This window comes from Halomicrobium sp. HArcel3 (assembly GCF_058933135.1).
Genome location: NZ_JBZYDN010000003.1, coordinates 185,638 through 202,579, shown reverse-complemented (window position 1 = coordinate 202,579; position 16,942 = coordinate 185,638). Strand labels below are relative to the sequence as shown.

12 protein-coding genes are annotated in these 16,942 nt (G+C 66.7%); 6 read left to right on the top strand and 6 right to left on the bottom strand.

Annotation, left to right across the window (positions count from 1 at the left end; genetic code table 11):
* Positions 1 to 119: 119 nt before the first annotated feature.
* From AC5FRV_RS10535 to uxaC, 3 genes are all read right to left on the bottom strand, one after another.
* Entirely contained in the window at positions 120 to 1,358 is a 1,239-nt protein-coding gene (locus AC5FRV_RS10535; RefSeq protein ID WP_493561053.1) for a mandelate racemase/muconate lactonizing enzyme family protein, read from the bottom strand.
* Positions 1,359 to 1,496: 138 nt separating this feature from the next.
* The gene (gene gfo6, locus AC5FRV_RS10530; protein ID WP_493561052.1) at positions 1,497 to 2,585 is read right to left on the bottom strand and encodes a D-xylose 1-dehydrogenase Gfo6; all 1,089 of its coding nucleotides are present in this window, start codon (positions 2,583 to 2,585) and stop codon (positions 1,497 to 1,499) included.
* A 183-nt stretch (positions 2,586 to 2,768) separates the two neighbouring features.
* Positions 2,769 to 4,136, bottom strand: a complete 1,368-nt coding sequence (gene uxaC / locus AC5FRV_RS10525; protein ID WP_493561051.1) for a glucuronate isomerase — start codon at positions 4,134 to 4,136, stop codon at positions 2,769 to 2,771.
* 437 nt (positions 4,137 to 4,573) lie between these two features.
* On the opposite strand from uxaC, the gene AC5FRV_RS10520 reads away from it, so the two are divergent.
* Both AC5FRV_RS10520 and AC5FRV_RS10515 read left to right on the top strand, forming a co-directional pair.
* Positions 4,574 to 5,557 carry a mannonate dehydratase gene (locus AC5FRV_RS10520; RefSeq protein ID WP_493561050.1) on the top strand — a complete coding sequence of 328 codons (984 nt, stop codon included), beginning with the start codon at positions 4,574 to 4,576 and terminating at the stop codon, positions 5,555 to 5,557.
* Between the two features lie 61 nt (positions 5,558 to 5,618).
* Positions 5,619 to 6,488 (top strand): fumarylacetoacetate hydrolase family protein, encoded by an 870-nt coding sequence (locus AC5FRV_RS10515; protein ID WP_493561049.1) that lies wholly within the window; start codon positions 5,619 to 5,621, stop codon positions 6,486 to 6,488.
* 107 nt (positions 6,489 to 6,595) lie between these two features.
* Here the strand turns inward: AC5FRV_RS10515 and AC5FRV_RS10510 are convergent, their stop codons facing one another.
* Both AC5FRV_RS10510 and AC5FRV_RS10505 read right to left on the bottom strand, forming a co-directional pair.
* Positions 6,596 to 6,787, bottom strand: coding sequence for a hypothetical protein (locus tag AC5FRV_RS10510; RefSeq protein ID WP_493561048.1), 192 nt, complete (start codon positions 6,785 to 6,787; stop codon positions 6,596 to 6,598).
* A 288-nt stretch (positions 6,788 to 7,075) separates the two neighbouring features.
* On the bottom strand, positions 7,076 to 8,608 hold the full coding sequence (locus AC5FRV_RS10505; protein ID WP_493561047.1) for a glycoside hydrolase family 43 protein: 1,533 nt from the start codon (positions 8,606 to 8,608) through the stop codon (positions 7,076 to 7,078).
* A gap of 351 nt (positions 8,609 to 8,959) precedes the next feature.
* Here AC5FRV_RS10505 and AC5FRV_RS10500 point away from each other — a divergent pair, with 351 nt between their 5' ends.
* Positions 8,960 to 11,218, top strand: a complete 2,259-nt coding sequence (locus tag AC5FRV_RS10500) for an NADP-dependent malic enzyme (protein ID WP_493561046.1) — start codon at positions 8,960 to 8,962, stop codon at positions 11,216 to 11,218.
* Positions 11,219 to 12,370: 1,152 nt separating this feature from the next.
* Positions 12,371 to 13,243, top strand: coding sequence for an NAD(P)-dependent oxidoreductase (locus tag AC5FRV_RS10495; protein WP_493561045.1), 873 nt, complete (start codon positions 12,371 to 12,373; stop codon positions 13,241 to 13,243).
* Positions 13,244 to 13,579: 336 nt separating this feature from the next.
* Here AC5FRV_RS10495 and AC5FRV_RS10490 read toward each other — a convergent pair whose 3' ends face one another.
* Positions 13,580 to 14,860, bottom strand: coding sequence for an MFS transporter (locus tag AC5FRV_RS10490; RefSeq protein WP_493561044.1), 1,281 nt, complete (start codon positions 14,858 to 14,860; stop codon positions 13,580 to 13,582).
* A 130-nt stretch (positions 14,861 to 14,990) separates the two neighbouring features.
* Here AC5FRV_RS10490 and AC5FRV_RS10485 point away from each other — a divergent pair, with 130 nt between their 5' ends.
* Both AC5FRV_RS10485 and AC5FRV_RS10480 read left to right on the top strand, forming a co-directional pair.
* Entirely contained in the window at positions 14,991 to 15,914 is a 924-nt protein-coding gene (locus AC5FRV_RS10485) for a nucleoside hydrolase (protein ID WP_493561043.1), read from the top strand.
* Between the two features lie 40 nt (positions 15,915 to 15,954).
* Complete coding sequence (locus AC5FRV_RS10480; protein ID WP_493561042.1) at positions 15,955 to 16,734, top strand: SDR family NAD(P)-dependent oxidoreductase; 780 nt, start codon at positions 15,955 to 15,957, stop codon at positions 16,732 to 16,734.
* Positions 16,735 to 16,942: the final 208 nt, after the last annotated feature.

The following is a 16,942-nucleotide window of genomic DNA, read 5'->3' as shown; positions in this document are numbered from 1 at the left end:
CGAGCTCGACGAGTCGTTTCACTCCTCGTCGAACGCCGCCGGAGCAAGCTCCGGCGAGCACGACGTCGGCTTACGCCTCGTCGAACAACGCAAATCAAAGATTTGCTGGCTCGACGAAGCTACGCCTCGTCGAACAGCGTCTCGCCCTCGACCATGTGCTCCTCGACGGCGTCGAGATTGAGCGTCAGGCCGAGACCGGGCTCTTCGGGGATCTCCATGCGGCCGTTCTCGATGAGGTTGTCCTCCTCGACCAGGTCCTCCCACCAGCCGAGCTGGTAAGAGTGGTACTCGAGCGCGAGCGAGTTCGGGATGGCCGTGGCGACCTGCGCCGAGGCCATCGTCCCGATGGGGGAAGAGACGTTGTGCATGGCGACGGGGATGTAGTACATCTCCGCGAGGTCGGCGATCTTTCGGGTCTCGCGCATGCCACCGACGCGGGGCAGGTCGGGCGCGATGATGTCGACGGCCTGCGGTTCGAGCAGCGTGCGCTGGCCGTACTTGCGGTAGACGTTCTCACCGACGGCGATGGGCGTCGTCGTGGACTTCGTGACGTTCTCCTGGACGTCGTGGTTCTCCGGCGGGACGGGGTCCTCGAGCCACCAGACGTCGTACGGTTCGAGGGCCTCGGCGAGTCGCTTGGCCGAGCCGCCAGTGAACGACCAGTGGCAGTCGAAGGCGACGTCGGCGCGGTCGCCGACGCGCTCCGTGACCTCCTTCACGATCTCGACCTTGTGGTCGATCTCGGGGTTGCGGAGGTGGCGGTTGGCCCGGTCCTTCTCGTGACCGGAGGGAACGTCGAGATCGAACTTGATGGCGTCGTAGCCCAGGTCCTCGACGACGCGCTCACCTTCGTCGGCACAGGCCACCGGGTTGGCCTCGTCTTCGGTGTGGAGGTCACAGTAGACGCGGACCTCGTCGCGGTACTTGCCGCCGACGAGCTGGTAGGCCGGCACGTCGAGGAGCTTGCCAGCGACGTCGTGGAGTGCGATCTCGATGCCGGAGATGGCGGAGATCGTCTTGCCGGAGATGGAGCCCTCACCGGACATCTTCTGAATGAGGTGCTCGTAGAGCCGGTCGATGTCCAGCGGGTTCTCGCCGACGACGAAGGGCTTCATCCGCTCGATGATAGCCGTGTCGCCGCCGCCCCAGTAGGACTCACCGGTGCCCACGACGCCGGCGTCGGTGTAGACGCGGACGAGAATCCACGGGTAGTTCCCGTCGACCATCGTCGTCTGGACGTCGGTGATCTCGACGTCACGCGCGTCGCCGCGGCTGTTCGTGAGTCCCATCGTCTCCGAGGAGAGGTCGCGCATCGTGTACTCCGCGTTCGGATCACGGAGCTTGGCGTGGTCTACCATCCTACTCCGACGATGCCGAGCGAGTATAGTAAAGGTTCTGAAGTAGCGGCCGGATTCCGCGTCTCCGGCGATGGTTACGCCACCTGAACGGCGGTACGACGCGGAGCGCGAACGGGGAGATTCGGGGTCGGGCGGTCGCTACTCGACCGTCACGCGTTCGCCGGTCTCTGCAGCGTCGTAAATCGCCTTCAGCGCGTACATGTCGTCCAGTCCGTGCTCGCCGTCGGGGCCGATGGGTTCCTCGCGGAGGACGCGGTCGGCGAAGTAGTCGAACTCCTCGGTCATCTCGCTGCCCATCATGTCGCGACGACCGGAGTCGATCTCCACCGTTCGGTCGCCCCGCCGGAGCGTCAGCGTCTGGGGCGTCTGGCCGAGGAAGATGGGCTCGATGGTCAGTTCGCCCTCGGTGCCGATGACGCTGAAGCGGCCCGAGAGCTGTGCGTTCTGGCTCGCGGTATACGCCGCAGTCGTCCCGTCGGCGTACTCGACGGTGAAGCTGGCGTGCTCGTCCGGAACCTTCGAGAACGCCTGGTGCTCACTGCGCATCATCGCCGTGGCCGCGACGGGTTCGGCGTCGAGGACGAACCGCGCGGTGTTGAGCGGGTAGATTCCCAGGTCCATGACCGTCGCGCCGTAGCCCGCCTTGTCGGGGTTCACGCGCCACTGGTCCACGTCGTCCGAGACGACGTCCAGCATCGTCTGGGTCATGTGCCCCTCGACGGCGACAGGCTCGCCGATGGCCCCCTCGCGGATCAGTTCGCGCATCCGCCGGACGTCGGGGTCGGTCTGCATCCGGTAGGCGGTCATCAGCGGGATGTCCTCGGCGGCGGCGACGAGCTCCTCGGCGCGCTCGACGGTCGCCTCCAGGGGCTTCTCGCAGAGGACGGCCTTGTCGTGTTCGGCGGCGGCCTCGACGTACTCCTTGTGGTAGGCGTTGGGCGTGCAGACGTAGAGGGCGTCGTAGGAGTCGACGGCCTCGCCGTCGATCAGCTCGTCGTAGGTCAGCGCGACCTCCACCGTCTCGTTCTCGTCGCGCACGCGAGCGGCCTTGTCCTCGCTCCCGCTGACGACGGCCGTCGTCTCGCAGAACTCGGAGTCTTCCACCGCCGGCATCGCCTCCTCCATCGTCCACCAGCCCAGTCCGACCATTGCGACGCGGAGCGTCCCCGAGTCCAGTTCCTGCCAGTCCCGTTCGGTGAACGTCGCGAGGTAGTCCTCGATTGCCATATTCTGGAGTTCCTGTGGACCGCAAAAAGTGTAGCCATCTGCCCGCGACGGGCGGTGGAGAGCGCCAGCGCCCGAGCGAGTGAATCGGCCGCTGGCCGGCTCATACTGGTGGTTGTAACTTTGCACCGGCGTTCGACGGCACCGGCCACGTCGAACGCCGATACGGGCTTACAACCACCAGTATCAGAACCCGTACAGCTCCCGGGGTCGGTCGTAGGCGACGTGCCTGACCAGTCGCTCGGCGTTGCCCTCCGGAATCTGGCCGCGCTCGACCATCCGGCCGACGACGTTGGCGAGCGTCCGCCGGAACATCTCGAAGCGCGAGCCGTAGGAGACCAGCTTCCGCGAGTCGCTCACCATCCCGGCGTGGTTGGCCAGCAGGTCGACGGAGGCGGCGTACTCCAGCTGGTCCTCCATCCCGTAGGGGCTGTCGTTGAACCACCAGGCCGGCCCGATGCTCACGTTCGGGTACGCGCGGGCGACTGTGCCGACGCCGTAGTAGTGACTCGGGTCGAGCACGTAGAGGACCACCTCGAACTCGCCGTCGAAGCGGTCGAGGAAGTAGTCCAGTCCTTCGACGACGTCGACGTCCTGCGTCGAGACGTCGCCGCCGGCGTTCGGCCCGAGTTCGTCGTACAGCGACTGGCGATAGCTCCGCACGGCGCCGACGTGGAGCTGGGTGACCCACTCCCGCTCGGCGTTCAGTTCGCCGACGAACTCCAGGACGTAGGCCTTCCAGTCGCGGACCTCGCGCTCTGAAATGTTCTCCCCGCGGCGCGCACGTTCGTAGATGCCAGCCGCCCGGTCGTCGCTGACGGGCCGCGAGATGGGGTCCGTCCCGGTGCCGACGTCGCAGGCGACGCAGCCGTGGTCGGCGAAGTACTGGTGGGTCTCCCGGAGCGCGGCGCGGAAGCCGACCAAGTCGGAGACGTCGGGCTCGGTCGCGTCGTCGAGTTCGGCGACGAAGGCGTCCCACGCGTCGGTCTCGATCTTCAGCGCCCGGTCCGGCCGCCAGGTCGGACGGACGTCCACGCCGTCGACCTCGTCTTCGGCGCGCTCGTGGTATTCGAGCTGATCTGTCGGGTCGTCGCTGCTACAGAGTACTTCGACGTCCATGTCACGGAGCACCTGCTGGGGCCGCATCGCGTCGGACTGGAGCTGTTCCTTCGTCTCCGCCCAGATCTCGTCGGCCGTCTCGGCGTTGATCGTCTTCTCAATGCCGAAGCGGCGCTTCAGGTCGAGGTGGACCCACTCGTAGGTCGGGTTGCCCGCCAGGTCGGGAAAGACCTCGGCGAGGGCGTGCCACTTCTTCCGGTTGCTCGCGTCGCCAGTGATTTTCTCCTCGAGTACGCCGCGCTTGCGCATCAGCTGCCAGACGTAGTGGTCGGTCGCGCCCTCGACCTCCCAGACGTCGCTCCAGTGCTCGTTCTCGACGACTTCCGCCAGGTCGATGTGGTTGTGCGGGTCGACCACGGGGAGGTCGGCGATGGACTGGTAGAGGTCCCGTGCTGCGTCGGATTCGAGGAGATAGTCGTCGTCGAGGAAGCTCATATCAGTGGAATTGGCTGATCTGGGCATCAAAGTTTCCCTAGGCATCGTTCGATGATGTTCCGGGAGAACAGCGAACGGAACAGGGCCCAACAACAGCCCGAAAGCCCCCGGGTGCTGGACCGGCCGGGACTCGCTGCGCTCCTCGCTCACTCCGTTCGCTCCGGTGCTTGCGTCGTCCGGGCCGGATCCAGCACCCGGCCCCTTTCAGTCCCGCCCGGTCGGCTGATCCACGGGGCGGGACTGAAAGGGGCCGAGCGGTCGTCGAGCGAGAACCTGCAAGCACGGCCGAAGGCCGCGCGCAGCGGGTTCGTAGCCGACGAGCGCGAGGGGGCTTTCGGGCTGTTGTTGGTTCCAGTAGTGCCGTCGCAGTTTCCAGGACATCCGCCATCACAATGCATGCCGAAGGTATATTGCCGAGCTAGACCCAACCCCGCTCCATGAACACGACGGTCATGCTGCCGCCGCGGCCGGACAGGCGCTGGACGCTGGCGAAGCAACTGGGAATCGACACGGCGGTGGTCCGGTTCTGGGGCGAAGAGGAGTGGTGGGAGTACGACTCCCTCGTGCGCACGAAGAACCGGTTCGAGGACCACGGCCTCTCGCTGGACGTCGTCGAGGACCGGCCGCCGATGGAGCAGACGGTGCTGGGTAAGGAGGGCCGCGACGAGGAGATCGCGACGGTGAAGCAGCTCCTGCGGAACATGGGCGAACTCGGCATCGAGGTGTACTGCTGGGTGTGGACGGAGTTGCCGGTGGGCGTCCCCAGAACGTCGGACTCCATCCCCCTGCGCGGTGACTCGCTGACGACGGGATACGACCACGCGGACATGGAGGGCGCGGGCCCCCATCCCGAGGCCGGCATCACCGAGGAGGAACTGTGGGAGAATCTCCAGTACTTCCTCGACGAGGTCGTCCCCGTTGCCGAGGAGGCCGGAGTCAAACTCGCGCTGCATCCCGACGACCCACCGATTTCGCCGGTGCGAGGCGTGCCGCGGCTCGTGACGTCACTCGAGAACTTCGAGCGCATCCTCGACATGCACCCGAGCCCGAACCACGGCGTCACCTTCTGCCAGGGGAACTTCGCGGCGATGGGCGAGGACGTCCCGGCAGCCATCGACCGGCTGGCCGACGACATCCACTTCGTCCACTTCCGCGACGTCGAGGGGACCCCCGACTCCTTCGTCGAGACGTGGCAGGACGACGGCCCCACGGACATGCTGGCGACGATGCGGGCCTACGAGGCGGCGGGCTTCGACGGACCCATCCGGCCGGACCACGTCCCGAAGATGGTCGGCGAGGACGACCGCGACGAGGCCCACGCCGGCTACACCGACATGGGCCGGTTGTTCGCCGTGGGGTACATGAAGGGGCTCATGGAACAGGCGGCCGACGAACCGTCATTGGACGAACGTCGAAACTGACCGGCTCGCCGTCCCTGAGATGCGATAACACTATTTACACGGAGGGGATTTTCCAAGGTGCATGAAATACTATCGCGTCGCGGCCGACGGCTCCCCGCGTCTCGCGGTCCGAACGGCCGACACCGCCTACGATCTGACCAGTGCGAAGGCCGAACTCACTTCCTTTCTCGACCTCGTTCGCGCCGCGAGTATCACCGACCGGACTATCGACGAGGTGACCGACCAGCTCGTCGAGAACGCCGACGAGATCGACGTCGACACCCTGGAGAGCGATATCGCCGCACCTGTCGCGCCCAGTGAGGTCTGGGCCGCGGGCGTCACCTACCAGATCAGCGAGGAGGCCCGCGAGGCCGAGAGCGCGATGCCCGACATGTACCGCGAGGTGTACAACAGCGAGCGCCCGGAAATCTTCTTCAAGGCGACGCCGAACCGCACCGTCGGGCCGAACGACCGCGTGGGGATCCGCGAAGACTCCGAGTGGGACGTTCCGGAGCCGGAACTCGCCGTCGTTCTCTACCGCGGCGACGTCGTGGGCTACACCATCGGGAACGACATGTCCAGTCGCTCCATCGAGGGCGAGAACCCGCTCTACCTCCCGCAGGCGAAGATCTACGACCGCTGTTGCTCCATCGGCCCCTGCGTCACCTCCGCGGCGGGCGTCGGCGACCCCCACGACCTGGAGATGTCGATGACCATCGAGCGCGACGGCGAGCAGGTGTTCGAGGGCTCGACCACGACGGCGAACATGGCCCAGACCTGCGAGGACCTGGTCTCCTACTACAACCGCCACAACGCCGTCCCCGAACTGGCCGTCCTGCTGACCGGCACCGCCATCGTCCCCGACGAGTCGTTCACGCTCCAGGAAGACGACCACGTCAGCATCGACCTCGAGAAGATCGGAACCCTCGAGAACGACGTCACTGTCGTCTGATAGTGGTGGTTGTAAGCGCTTACCGGCGTTCGACGTAGCCGATTCCGTCGAACGACGGTCAAAGTTACAACCACCACTATGCGGCGGCGACCGCGACGACAGTCGCGCTACTTCTCTGTACCCACAGATCCGGTCAGGACGGCCGAGTCCGCCGGATTCCAGCCGGAGCGGTACTCAGTTTCCGCGGCGGCGAGTCTGGCAGAGGCGGCATCGACGTCGACATCGACGCCGAAGGTTGTCCCAGGGTCCCCGACAACGGTGACCGGGAGGTCCTCCCCGTCGAGTGCCTCGGCCCGCATCCCTCGTCATCGGTGCACGTCCGACGGGTCGGGAACGAAGGTACCTCATTCATCTAACATTCACGGGTTCGTTCTCTCGGACTGTCGGATCCAGTTATCACGGCAGATACGAACGATCGAGGGGCAGACCGCGGAAATCACCCGGCTTCGTCGGATACTCCGCCCGGCCGATCACTATATTGATTCAATTCTGAGTGAATATATTCTTCCAAAATCGATCGTCTCAGATTTTGTGACACTATACGATTCGTGATATAACGATCTCAACTCGCGTTCGTCGCGGGGGAGCTACGACTCCATCGGCCCGTACTCGAAGTCGGTGAATCGGGCGGCCGATTCGCAGTCGCTGCCGTCGCCCGTCGCGTAGAGGCCGAAGTAGACGCCCGTAAAGCCAGTCGCCACCTCCGTCGAGAGGTAGCGGGCGTCGGCCGTCGCGAGCGTCGTGGTACTCGCGGGCGCGCCGTCTGTCGGTCCGGCGAACAGGTCGTAGGACCGGGGCGAGGCCTCGATAGAGAGAGTCACGGGACCGTCCGGAAGCGACACTTCGGCCACTTCCTCCGTCGACGGGCCGATGCGAAGACGGGCGAGGGCGCGGCGTTCGCCCTCGCGTTCGACGACGGCGACGTCGTAGTGGTGGTCCTCGTTCATCAGCGCCGTCAGGCCGGCCTCCTCGCCCGGGTCCGGGTCGAAAGAGAGTCGGCACGTGGCGCGGGAGTCGTGGTGTTGCTGGCGTCGGCCGACGAACGTCGCGTGGGGGTCCTCGAGTGTGTCCGGGCCGCCGGAAAGCACGAGGGCGTCCCCCTCGATACGGTAGCGCTCGCGGTCGGGGTTGCGCCGGTAGTTCCACTCCGGGCCGAGGTCGTCGGTGTCCGTCGCGTCCGCGAACGGGTCGACCGTCCGCGTCCACGCGCGATCACCCGTCGCTTCGAGGTCGGTGTCGTCGACGGACATCGCCAGTTCGACGACGTCGCCGCCGTTGACGACGGGCCAGCCCGTCTCCCAGGTCACGGGCGCCAGGAACGTCTCGCGGCCGAGCTGGTGGTAGGGGACGTGCTCGCCCTGCTGGCGGATGCCCAGGAAGGTCAGCCACCACGACCCGTCGTGGGCCTGCACGAGGTCGCCGTGGCCCGTCGCGGCGATGGGTTGCATCACGCGCGAGCGGTGGGAGAATATCGGGTTGTCGGGGTGGTCCTCGAACGGCCCGGTCGGGTCGTCGCTCCGGGCCACGGAGACCATGTGCTGCCCGTGCGTCCCGCCCTCCGCGGCGAGGAGGTAGTAGGTCCCCTCGACCTCGTAGAGGTGCGGAGCTTCGGTGAACGCGTCGTCCAGGCCCTCCCAGATCGTCGCCGCGTCGCCCGTCTCACCGGTCTCGCCGGTTTCGAGGTCGACCGTCGTCTGTCGAATGGCGTCGTCGTTCGCGTACGTGACGTAGACCTGGCCGTCGTCCCAGAACAGGTCCGGGTCGTAGCCGGGCGCGTCGATCCAGACCGGGTCGGACCACTCGCCGCGGGGGTCCTCGGCCCTCACGACGAAGTGACCGCCCGCGGCGACGTTCGTCGTCACCAGGTAGAAGGTACCCTCGTGGTGGCGCAGCGTCGGGGCGAAGATGCCCTCCGAGGCGTCGACGTCGTCTAGCGGGAGCTGTTCGTCCCGCGTGAGTGCGTGGCCGACCGGCTCCCAGTCGGCGAGGTTCTCGCTGTGGTACAGCGGGACGCCGGGGAAGTACTCGAACGTGCTCGTCGCGAGGTAGTAGTCCTCGCCGGCGCGACAGACGGTCGGGTCCGGGTGGCAGCCCGGAAGCACGGGATTCGCGTAGTCCATGCCACGTGACGGCGTGGCACTGTCTTCAGCCTGTTGCCTTCGTGGGACCGAAAATTCGACAGTCGTCGTAGACAGGTTTTAGTATCGTCGACGTGAGGTCCCGAATAGATGGAGACCAGCTGTCCACGCTGCCAGGAGTCGATGCAGCGAACACACGGAAGCGTCACGTGTCCCCACTGCGAGTACGTGCCCCCGCACGGGTCGGACTGATAGTGTCGGTGAAACGTTCCGACCGACACTACGAGCAGTCGGCCGGAGTCGACGTCGGCGCTCCGGCGAGCACCGCCTGTCGGATTCGCGCTCGTCGATAGCTGTAGTGACCTTTAACAGGCAGTTCCACGTACACCGAACATGGGACTCGACGACGAATCACGGGAGTATCACCGCGCCGACCCGCCGGGGAAGATAGCCATCGAGACGACCAAGCCCACGAACACCCAGCGAGACCTCTCGCTGGCGTACTCGCCGGGCGTCGCCGCTCCCTGCCGCGACATCGACGAGGACCCCGAACAGGCCTTCAGCTACACGGCCAAGGGGAATCTCGTCGGGGTCGTCTCCGACGGCTCTGCCGTCCTCGGGCTGGGCGACATCGGTGCCCAGGCCTCCAAACCCGTCATGGAGGGGAAGGGCGTCCTGTTCAAGCGCTTCGCCGACATCGACGTCTTCGACGTGGAACTGGACACCGACGACACGGACGCGATGATCGGGGCCATCGAGATGATGGAGCCCACCTTCGGCGGGATCAACCTCGAGGACATCGCCGCGCCGGAGTGTTTCGAGATCGAACGGCGCCTGAGCGAGGAGATGGACATCCCGGTGTTCCACGACGACCAGCACGGCACCGCCATCATCTCGGGGGCCGCGCTGGTCAACGCCGCCCGCATCGCCGACAAGGAGCTCGCGGACCTGGACGTCGTCTTCTCCGGCGCGGGCGCCAGCGCCATCGCCTCCGCCCGGTTCTACGAGAGCCTCGGCGTCGACGAGGACAACATCGTCATGTGTGACTCCGGCGGGATCATCACGACCGACCGGGTCGAACACGAGGGGCTCAACGAGTTCAAGGCCGAGTTCGCCCGCGACATCCCCGAGGGAGACCTGGCCGACGCGATGGAGGGCGCGGACGTGTTCGTCGGCCTCTCCATCGGCGGCATCGTCGACCAGGAGATGGTCCGGTCGATGGCCGACGACCCCGCTATCTTCGCGATGGCCAATCCCGACCCCGAGATCTCCTACGAGGACGCCAAAGACGCCCGCGACGACACCGTCATCATGGCGACCGGGCGCTCCGATTACCCGAATCAGGTCAACAACGTGCTGGGCTTCCCGTTCATCTTCCGCGGCGCGCTTGACGTCCGCGCGACGGAGATCAACGAGGAGATGAAAGTGGCGGCCGCCGAAGCGCTCGCCGAACTCGCTCGCGAGGACGTCCCGGACGCCGTCGTCAAAGCGTACGGCGACCAGCCGCTCCAGTTCGGCCCCGACTACATCATCCCGAAACCGCTGGACCCCCGCGTGCTGTTCGAGGTGACCCCCGCGGTCGCCGAGGCCGCCATCGACTCCGGCGTCGCCCGCACCGACACGGATCTGGACATGGACGCGTACGTCGAAGAACTCGAGGCTCGCCTCGGCAAGTCCCGCGAGATGATGCGCGTCGTCCTCAACAAGGCCAAGAACAACCCCAAGCGCGTCGTCCTCGCGGAAGGTGACGACGAGAAGATGATCCGCGCCGCCGCCCAGATCGTGGACCAGGGCATCGCCGAGCCCGTCCTCATCGGCGACGGCGACGACATCGCCAGAACGATCGACCGCCTCGGACTCGAGTTCGAACCGACCGTGGTCGACCCCAGCGAGGGCGAACTGGCCGCCTACGCCGACCGGCTCTACGACCTGCGCAAACGCCAGGGCGTCACCCGACGCGAGGCCGGCGAACTGATCCGCGACGGCAACTACCTCGGCAGCGTGATGGTCGAGATGGGCGACGCCGACGCGATGCTGACGGGGCTGACCCACCACTACCCCTCCGCGCTCCGCCCGCCCCTGAAGGTCATCGGGACGGCGCCGGACGCCAACTACGCCGCCGGCGTCTACATGCTGACGTTCAAGAACCGCGTCGTCTTCTGCGCCGACGCGACGGTGAACTTCGACCCCGACGCGGACGCCCTCGAAGAGATCACCCGCCACACCGCCGAACTCGCCCGGAGCTTCAACGTCGAACCGCGGGCCGCGCTGCTGTCGTACTCCAACTTCGGCAGCGTCGACACCGACGCCACGCGGGCGCCGCGCGAGGCCGCGAGCCGCCTCCGGAACGACCCGACGGTCGAGTTCCCCGTCGACGGCGAGATGCAGGCCGACACGGCCGTCGTCGAGGACATCCTCGAGGGAACCTACGAGTTCTCGGACCTGGACGACCCGGCGAACGTTCTCGTCTTCCCGAACCTGGAGTCCGGCAACATCGCCTACAAACTGCTCCACCGACTGGGCAGCGCCGAGGCCATCGGCCCGATGCTCGTCGGCATGGACAAGCCGGTCCACGTCCTCCAGCGCGGCGACGAAGTGAAAGACATCGTCAACCTCGCGGGCGTCGCCGTCGTCGACGCACAGAACGAGTAACCGCCGCGAGCACAGCGAGCGCTCGGCATCCACGCGAGCGCAGCGAGTGTGGGCTCGCGGGAGCAACGCTCCCGCGGTGTTTTTGGTCCAGATTTTTGCACGAGCGGTTCGCCGGAGGCGAACCCGAAGTGGAAAAAGGTGGTCGTCAACCTCGCGGGCGTCGCCGTCGTCGACGCACAGAACGAGTAACCGACGCGAGCACAGCGAGCGCTCGGCATCCACGCGAGCGAAGCGAGTGTGGGCTCGCGGGTACAACGCTCCCGCGGTGTTTGTGGTCCAGATTTTTGCACGAGCAGGGAACGCGGGGACGGATACGGCCAGCATTCCTCCCGCACCGTCGCCTTCGACGCGGACGAGTGCTTTGCGCACAACTGTTCACCTTTGCTGAACAATACGGCGCCCGATCCGGGCTCCGTCTCCGGGTCGGACCGGATTTCCGGGTATGCGTCGCACCCGCGTCGATCCAACCGCGTGGGCCGACGGGAATCGTGGCTACGACTCGATCAGGGACGGCAACCGTCGACAGTCGAGACGGCGCCGGCGCGATACGTTGCGTGGCGACCGGAAAGTTGGCGAGAGAACTGATCATCCACACAGTACCCCAGAAAATGCATCGATTCTAGCATATCAGTAGCAATATATCCAACCATGCTGGCGATTATTTCTGACTCAGTCCCATATTCGTCATATTCGTTCTGTTTGCGCTCTCGTTCCCTCTTCCTGAACGGATCGGCATCCAGCGTCTCAGAATGGCCCTCCTTGTGCGCGACTCAGGTCGGTGCTCGCGAAGCAGGTGCCTCACAGAGTACAGTCGATCACCGGTGAGCGTTCCAGCAGATGGACCAGAGCCGCCACACAACGACTACTGGATCGCTCACCGGCACCCCGATGGTGGTCGATACCTGCGACCAGTCGTGCCCTGCCGAACGTCTCGACGACGAGATTGTTCAGAATTGGGGAACCCGACTGGCGGAGACGACGGACATGCCCCAGCCCACTCAAATAACAAAATTAAAACCGTTATTTCTTTCGTCCAGCTTCCTCGTACAGGTGGTCAGCGGCAGACGAGTGACGACGTGGGGCTGGTGAGAGTGACGACACACAGTCCGTCGGGACACTTTTTGTCCGGCCGGCCGACGATAGACGCGATACATGAAGGCAATCGGCATCGTCGGCGTCGGATACATCGGCTCGCTGTTCCTCGACGAACTGCTCGACGCGGGATACGACGTGTCGGTCGTCGACGTCGACGACGAACAGGTTCGGGCGGCGACGAAGCGCGGCGCGTCACACGCAGGCACGCCGGCCGAGCTCGCGCGAACGACGGACGCCGTCGTCATGGCGCTGCCCGGGTCGCCCGAGGTGGAGGCGACGATGGAAGGCGAGGACGGGCTGCTGGCGGGACTCGAAGCGGGCCAGGTCCTCGTCGACGCCACGACGACGCTCCCGGAGACGTCCGTCGCCTGCGAACGACTGTGTCGCGACCGCGACGTCCAGTTCGTGGAGGCGCCAATCACCGGGGGCTCGCCGCGGCCTGGCTACCACGTGATGGTCGGCGGGACCGAAACCGCCTACGGCGCCGCGAGGGAGATCCTCGACGCGATCTGCGACGACCACGTCCGCATCGGCGACGTCGGCGACGCCACGGTGTTCAAGCTCGCGCTCCAGTTGCGCTACGCGGGCCAGCAGGCCGTCGACGCCGAGGTCGTCGAGTTCTGTCGCGACAACGGCGTCGACCCGTCGCCGCTCAACGAGTTCCTGGAACTCGGCGTCTGGGACCGGTACTTCACCAGTGAGTACGAACAGGCGATCCAGGGGCTCGGCGGGCTCGCCATCTGGCACAAGGACGTCGGCTACGCTCGCCAGGTCGCCCGCGAGAACGGCACCGCGCTCCCGCTCGCGGCCGTCGTCCACGAGGCGTACAAGGCGACGGTCCGCCGGGTCGACGAGAACGAGGGCCACGCCGCGGCGTTGATCGAGTACTGGCGGGCGCTCAACGACGCCGAGGACCGCGACGCGCGGTAGTCAGCCCACCGACCACGTGCAACGACGGATGGATGGAGCGGCGCGAGAGGATAGCGTGTCACTCCATCACACGAATTTCGGAGATCGTCCGGTACTGGCGGACGGTACGGCCGGGCACTCTCGTCGGATTCGGGCCCAGATGCTGCTGATTCGGCGGAGAAACGTTCTTCGAGGGGTTTACGGCAAACTGAGCCTTCCGTCATAGCCGGACGGAATTTCGGATTTCGCGAGGAATTCGGAACTAAGCGCCGAAATTTGCCACAGAGACCGTCTAGCGCCGTTTCGATTGGAATTTATCCGGTATCGCCGGAAGCAGGAAACGGGCGGCCGACGACGTCACTGTTGCTCGCCGGCGACGGGTTCGGGCGCTGGCGCGTCCTGCAGGCGGAAGACGATGGCAGCGGTCAGGGCCGTCGCCAGCGCCGCGACGGCGGCGACGGCGAAGAAGGCGACCTGCACGTCGAAGCGATCGATGAGGAAGCCGAACACCGGCGGGGCGACGGCGCTGCCGAGCATGATGCCGATGGTGATTATCGCGAAGCTCTTGCCGACCGCGCCCTCCCCGGCGAGTCGCTGGGTCAGCGTGTCCCTGGCGGGTCCCTCGAGGCTCCTGACGGCGCCGACGAGCAGGAAGAGGCCGACGGCCGCGAGCGCCGGGACGTACCCAGTCGCGATGATCCCGACGAGCGCAGTCAGGCCGACGAAGCTCCCCAGCAGGACCGGCGCCGGCGAGAAGCGGTCGGTGAGGGAGCCGCCGACGAGGACGCCGACCGCGCCGGTGAGGAACAGCCCCGTCAGCGCGAGGTTGGCCCGGTCGAGCGAGACCGCGTAGGTGTCGGTCAGGAAAACGACGGCGTAGGAACTCAGCCCCCAGTTGGCCGTCGAGGCGACCAGCGCGAGCGCGGCGAGGACGAGGATAGCGGGGTCAGCCGCCAGCGACCGGAGCTCCGACCGGACGCGGTGGGCCGCGCTCGCGGAGCCGGTGGATTCGGCGACGTTCGGTCCGGTGATCGACCGGTCGACCCGGCGGGCGAACAGGACGGTGACGAGGACTGCGTACGCCAGGCCCACGACCCCGATGAGGCCGATAGCGTGGCGCCAGGTGAGACCGGGGACGCCGATGATCGCGGTGATGACGACCGGCGGCGTCGCGAACCCGAACGTCCCGCCGACGTTGTACACCGAGAACGCGCGCCCGCGGACCGCCTCAGACGTCGCGTCCGTCAGCAACGGGTAGTGGGCGGGGTGGTGGCCGGCGACGCCGATTCCCACGATGGCCTGGCCGACGACCAACCACTCGAACGTCGGGGCTCCTGCGACCACCAGGACGCCCGCCGCACCGAGGAACGAGGACAGCGCCAGGGCCAGGGTCCGGTCGTAGTGGTCCGCGAGGTGACCGAACGGCAGCTGGAACAGGGTGTTCGTCAGTGCCTGGACGCCCAGCGCGACGCCCAGCAGCGCGAGCGACACCTCGAATTCCCCGGAGAGCACCGTGAGTATCGGCGGCAGCAGGACGAGGTACATGTGGTTGACGTACTGCGACCCGCTGATCAGACCGACGACCAGCGCGGACTCTCGGGGGATCCGACGAACGGCAGCGAGCGCTCCGTCCAGCATCTGTCCGGTACCAGGCGACGTGGTGTCTAAAAGGGTGCCACTGCGGCAACGGGGCTCGACGGTCCAGCCACGCGCTGGCCGACCCGAAGACCTGAGTGGCTTTACAATCCCGGTCACCGTCACACCGGGTATGCCGACGTTTCCAGCACTATCCACCAGCGACCGACTCGACGCACTCACGCCCCCGGCCGGCGACGTGTCGGTCGTCGTCGACACCGACGCGTACAACGAGATAGACGACCAGTTCGCCCTCGCTTACGCCCTCTCGGCGACGGGCCTCGACGTGGAGGCGGTCTACGCCGCGCCGTTCCACAACGCCCGCTCGTCGGGCCCCGGCGACGGGATGGCGAAGAGCTACGAGGAGATCCAGCGCGTCGTCGACCGGGTCGGTCGAGAGCCCGCGAACGGCGTCTTCGAGGGGTCGACGGAGTACCTTGGTGGCCCGTCCGAACCCGTCGACAGTCCGGCCGCCCGGGACCTCGTCGAACGCGCCCGCAGTCACGAGGGCGACGACCCGCTCTACGTCGTCGCCATCGGCGCGCCGACGAACGTCGCGTCTGCGCTGCTCCGCGCGCCCGAAATCCTCGAAGACCTGGTCGTCGTCTGGCTCGGCGGGACGCCCCACGACTGGCACACGGCCGAGGAGTTCAACCTCCGGCAGGACGTCCACGCCAGTCGCGTCCTCTTCGACTCCGGCGTCCCGCTCGTCCACGTCCCCTGTCGCAACGTCGCCGAGCACCTCCGGGTCTCCCTCCCCGAACTCCGGGAGTACCTCGACGACGGCGCGCTCTCGTCGTACCTCGTGGAGATCACCGAGGCGTACTTCGAAGAGCGAGCGGGGCCCGGTCCCGTGCGCTCGACCGTCCAGTGGGACGTGGTCCCGGTCGCCTGGCTCCGGGACCCGGACCTCGTCCCCACCGACGTGGTCCACAGCCCGGAGCTGTCGAGCGAACTGACGTGGAACCGCGACCCCGGCAGACAGTTCGTCCGGGTCGCCCGCGAGATAGACCGGGACGGGATCTGGACCGACTTCTTCGAGTCGGTCCGGCGGTGACCGGAGGAAGGCATAACACGGACTCCCGTGAATTGCCGGTGTGCCACTAGATTACACTCACACGCCTATCGGAGCGGACGGCAAGACGGTCGTCGCGGTCGGCGCGACCAGCGGCATCGGTCGCGCCATCGCGCTCGGGTTCGCCGAGGAGGGCGCCGACGTCGTCGCGACGTCCCGGTCGCCCAAGCGCGTCGAACGAACGGCGGCCGATCTCCGGGAACGAGGCGCCGAGACTATCGAACAGACCTGCGACGTCACGGTTCGCGAGGACCTGGTCGACCTGCGCGACGCCGTCGTCGAGGCCTTCGGCGGCGTCGACGTGCTGGTGTACGCCCCGAGCTACATCGCCCGCGAGTCGGTCCTCGACGTCACCGAGGCGCAGTGGGACGACGTCGTCGACGTCCACCTCAAGGGGGCCCACCAGGCCACACAGCTATTCGCCCGCGAGATGGACGAGGGCGCCATCGTCCACGTGGCGTCGGCCTCCGCGAAGACAGCCATCCCGAACCTGGCGGCCTACTCCGTGGCGAAGGGCGGCCTCGACACGCTCGTCCGCGTCGCCGCGGACGAACTCGGTCCGGAGATCAGGGTGAACGCCGTCCGACCCGGATTCGTCCGCAGCGAGCAGACCGAGGGAACCTACACCGAGGGGGAACCCCGTTTCGAGACGATTCGCCAGCGGACTACGGGCGAACGGCTCGGGAAGCCCGAAGAGATCGTCGGCGCGGCCGTCTACCTCGCGAGCGACGCGGCGAGCTACACGACCGGCGAGATACTCACCGTCGACGACGGGTTCATCGCGGCGACGTTCGAGGAGTGACGACTCGGGGTCGGTCAGGAAAGGTGGGGTGGGTGGAAGTCTACAGCGCTACCCTCCGAAGTAGCGCCGGGCAGACAGGTACAGGCGACCGGGCCGTCCCGAACTACCACTGATGACGGGTGGATCACGGCAACTGTTGGGAAACTGACTCGGGTGCTTGTGCCTCGTCATCGTGAACGATGACGACGTTGTCGCCTGTACAAATGGC

Bases quoted from the DNA above. Each gene is read 5' to 3' on its own strand.
- AC5FRV_RS10535 (WP_493561053.1), bottom strand. From the start codon at position 1,358: ATGGTAGACCACGCCAAGCTCCGTGATCCGAACGCGGAGTACACGATG.
- gfo6 (WP_493561052.1), bottom strand. From the start codon at position 2,585: ATGGCAATCGAGGACTACCTCGCGACGTTCACCGAACGGGACTGGCAG.
- uxaC (WP_493561051.1), bottom strand. From the start codon at position 4,136: ATGAGCTTCCTCGACGACGACTATCTCCTCGAATCCGACGCAGCACGG.
- AC5FRV_RS10520 (WP_493561050.1), top strand. From the start codon at position 4,574: ATGAACACGACGGTCATGCTGCCGCCGCGGCCGGACAGGCGCTGGACG.
- AC5FRV_RS10515 (WP_493561049.1), top strand. From the start codon at position 5,619: ATGAAATACTATCGCGTCGCGGCCGACGGCTCCCCGCGTCTCGCGGTC.
- AC5FRV_RS10510 (WP_493561048.1), bottom strand. From the start codon at position 6,787: ATGCGGGCCGAGGCACTCGACGGGGAGGACCTCCCGGTCACCGTTGTC.
- AC5FRV_RS10505 (WP_493561047.1), bottom strand. From the start codon at position 8,608: ATGGACTACGCGAATCCCGTGCTTCCGGGCTGCCACCCGGACCCGACC.
- AC5FRV_RS10500 (WP_493561046.1), top strand. From the start codon at position 8,960: ATGGGACTCGACGACGAATCACGGGAGTATCACCGCGCCGACCCGCCG.
- AC5FRV_RS10495 (WP_493561045.1), top strand. From the start codon at position 12,371: ATGAAGGCAATCGGCATCGTCGGCGTCGGATACATCGGCTCGCTGTTC.
- AC5FRV_RS10490 (WP_493561044.1), bottom strand. From the start codon at position 14,860: ATGCTGGACGGAGCGCTCGCTGCCGTTCGTCGGATCCCCCGAGAGTCC.
- AC5FRV_RS10485 (WP_493561043.1), top strand. From the start codon at position 14,991: ATGCCGACGTTTCCAGCACTATCCACCAGCGACCGACTCGACGCACTC.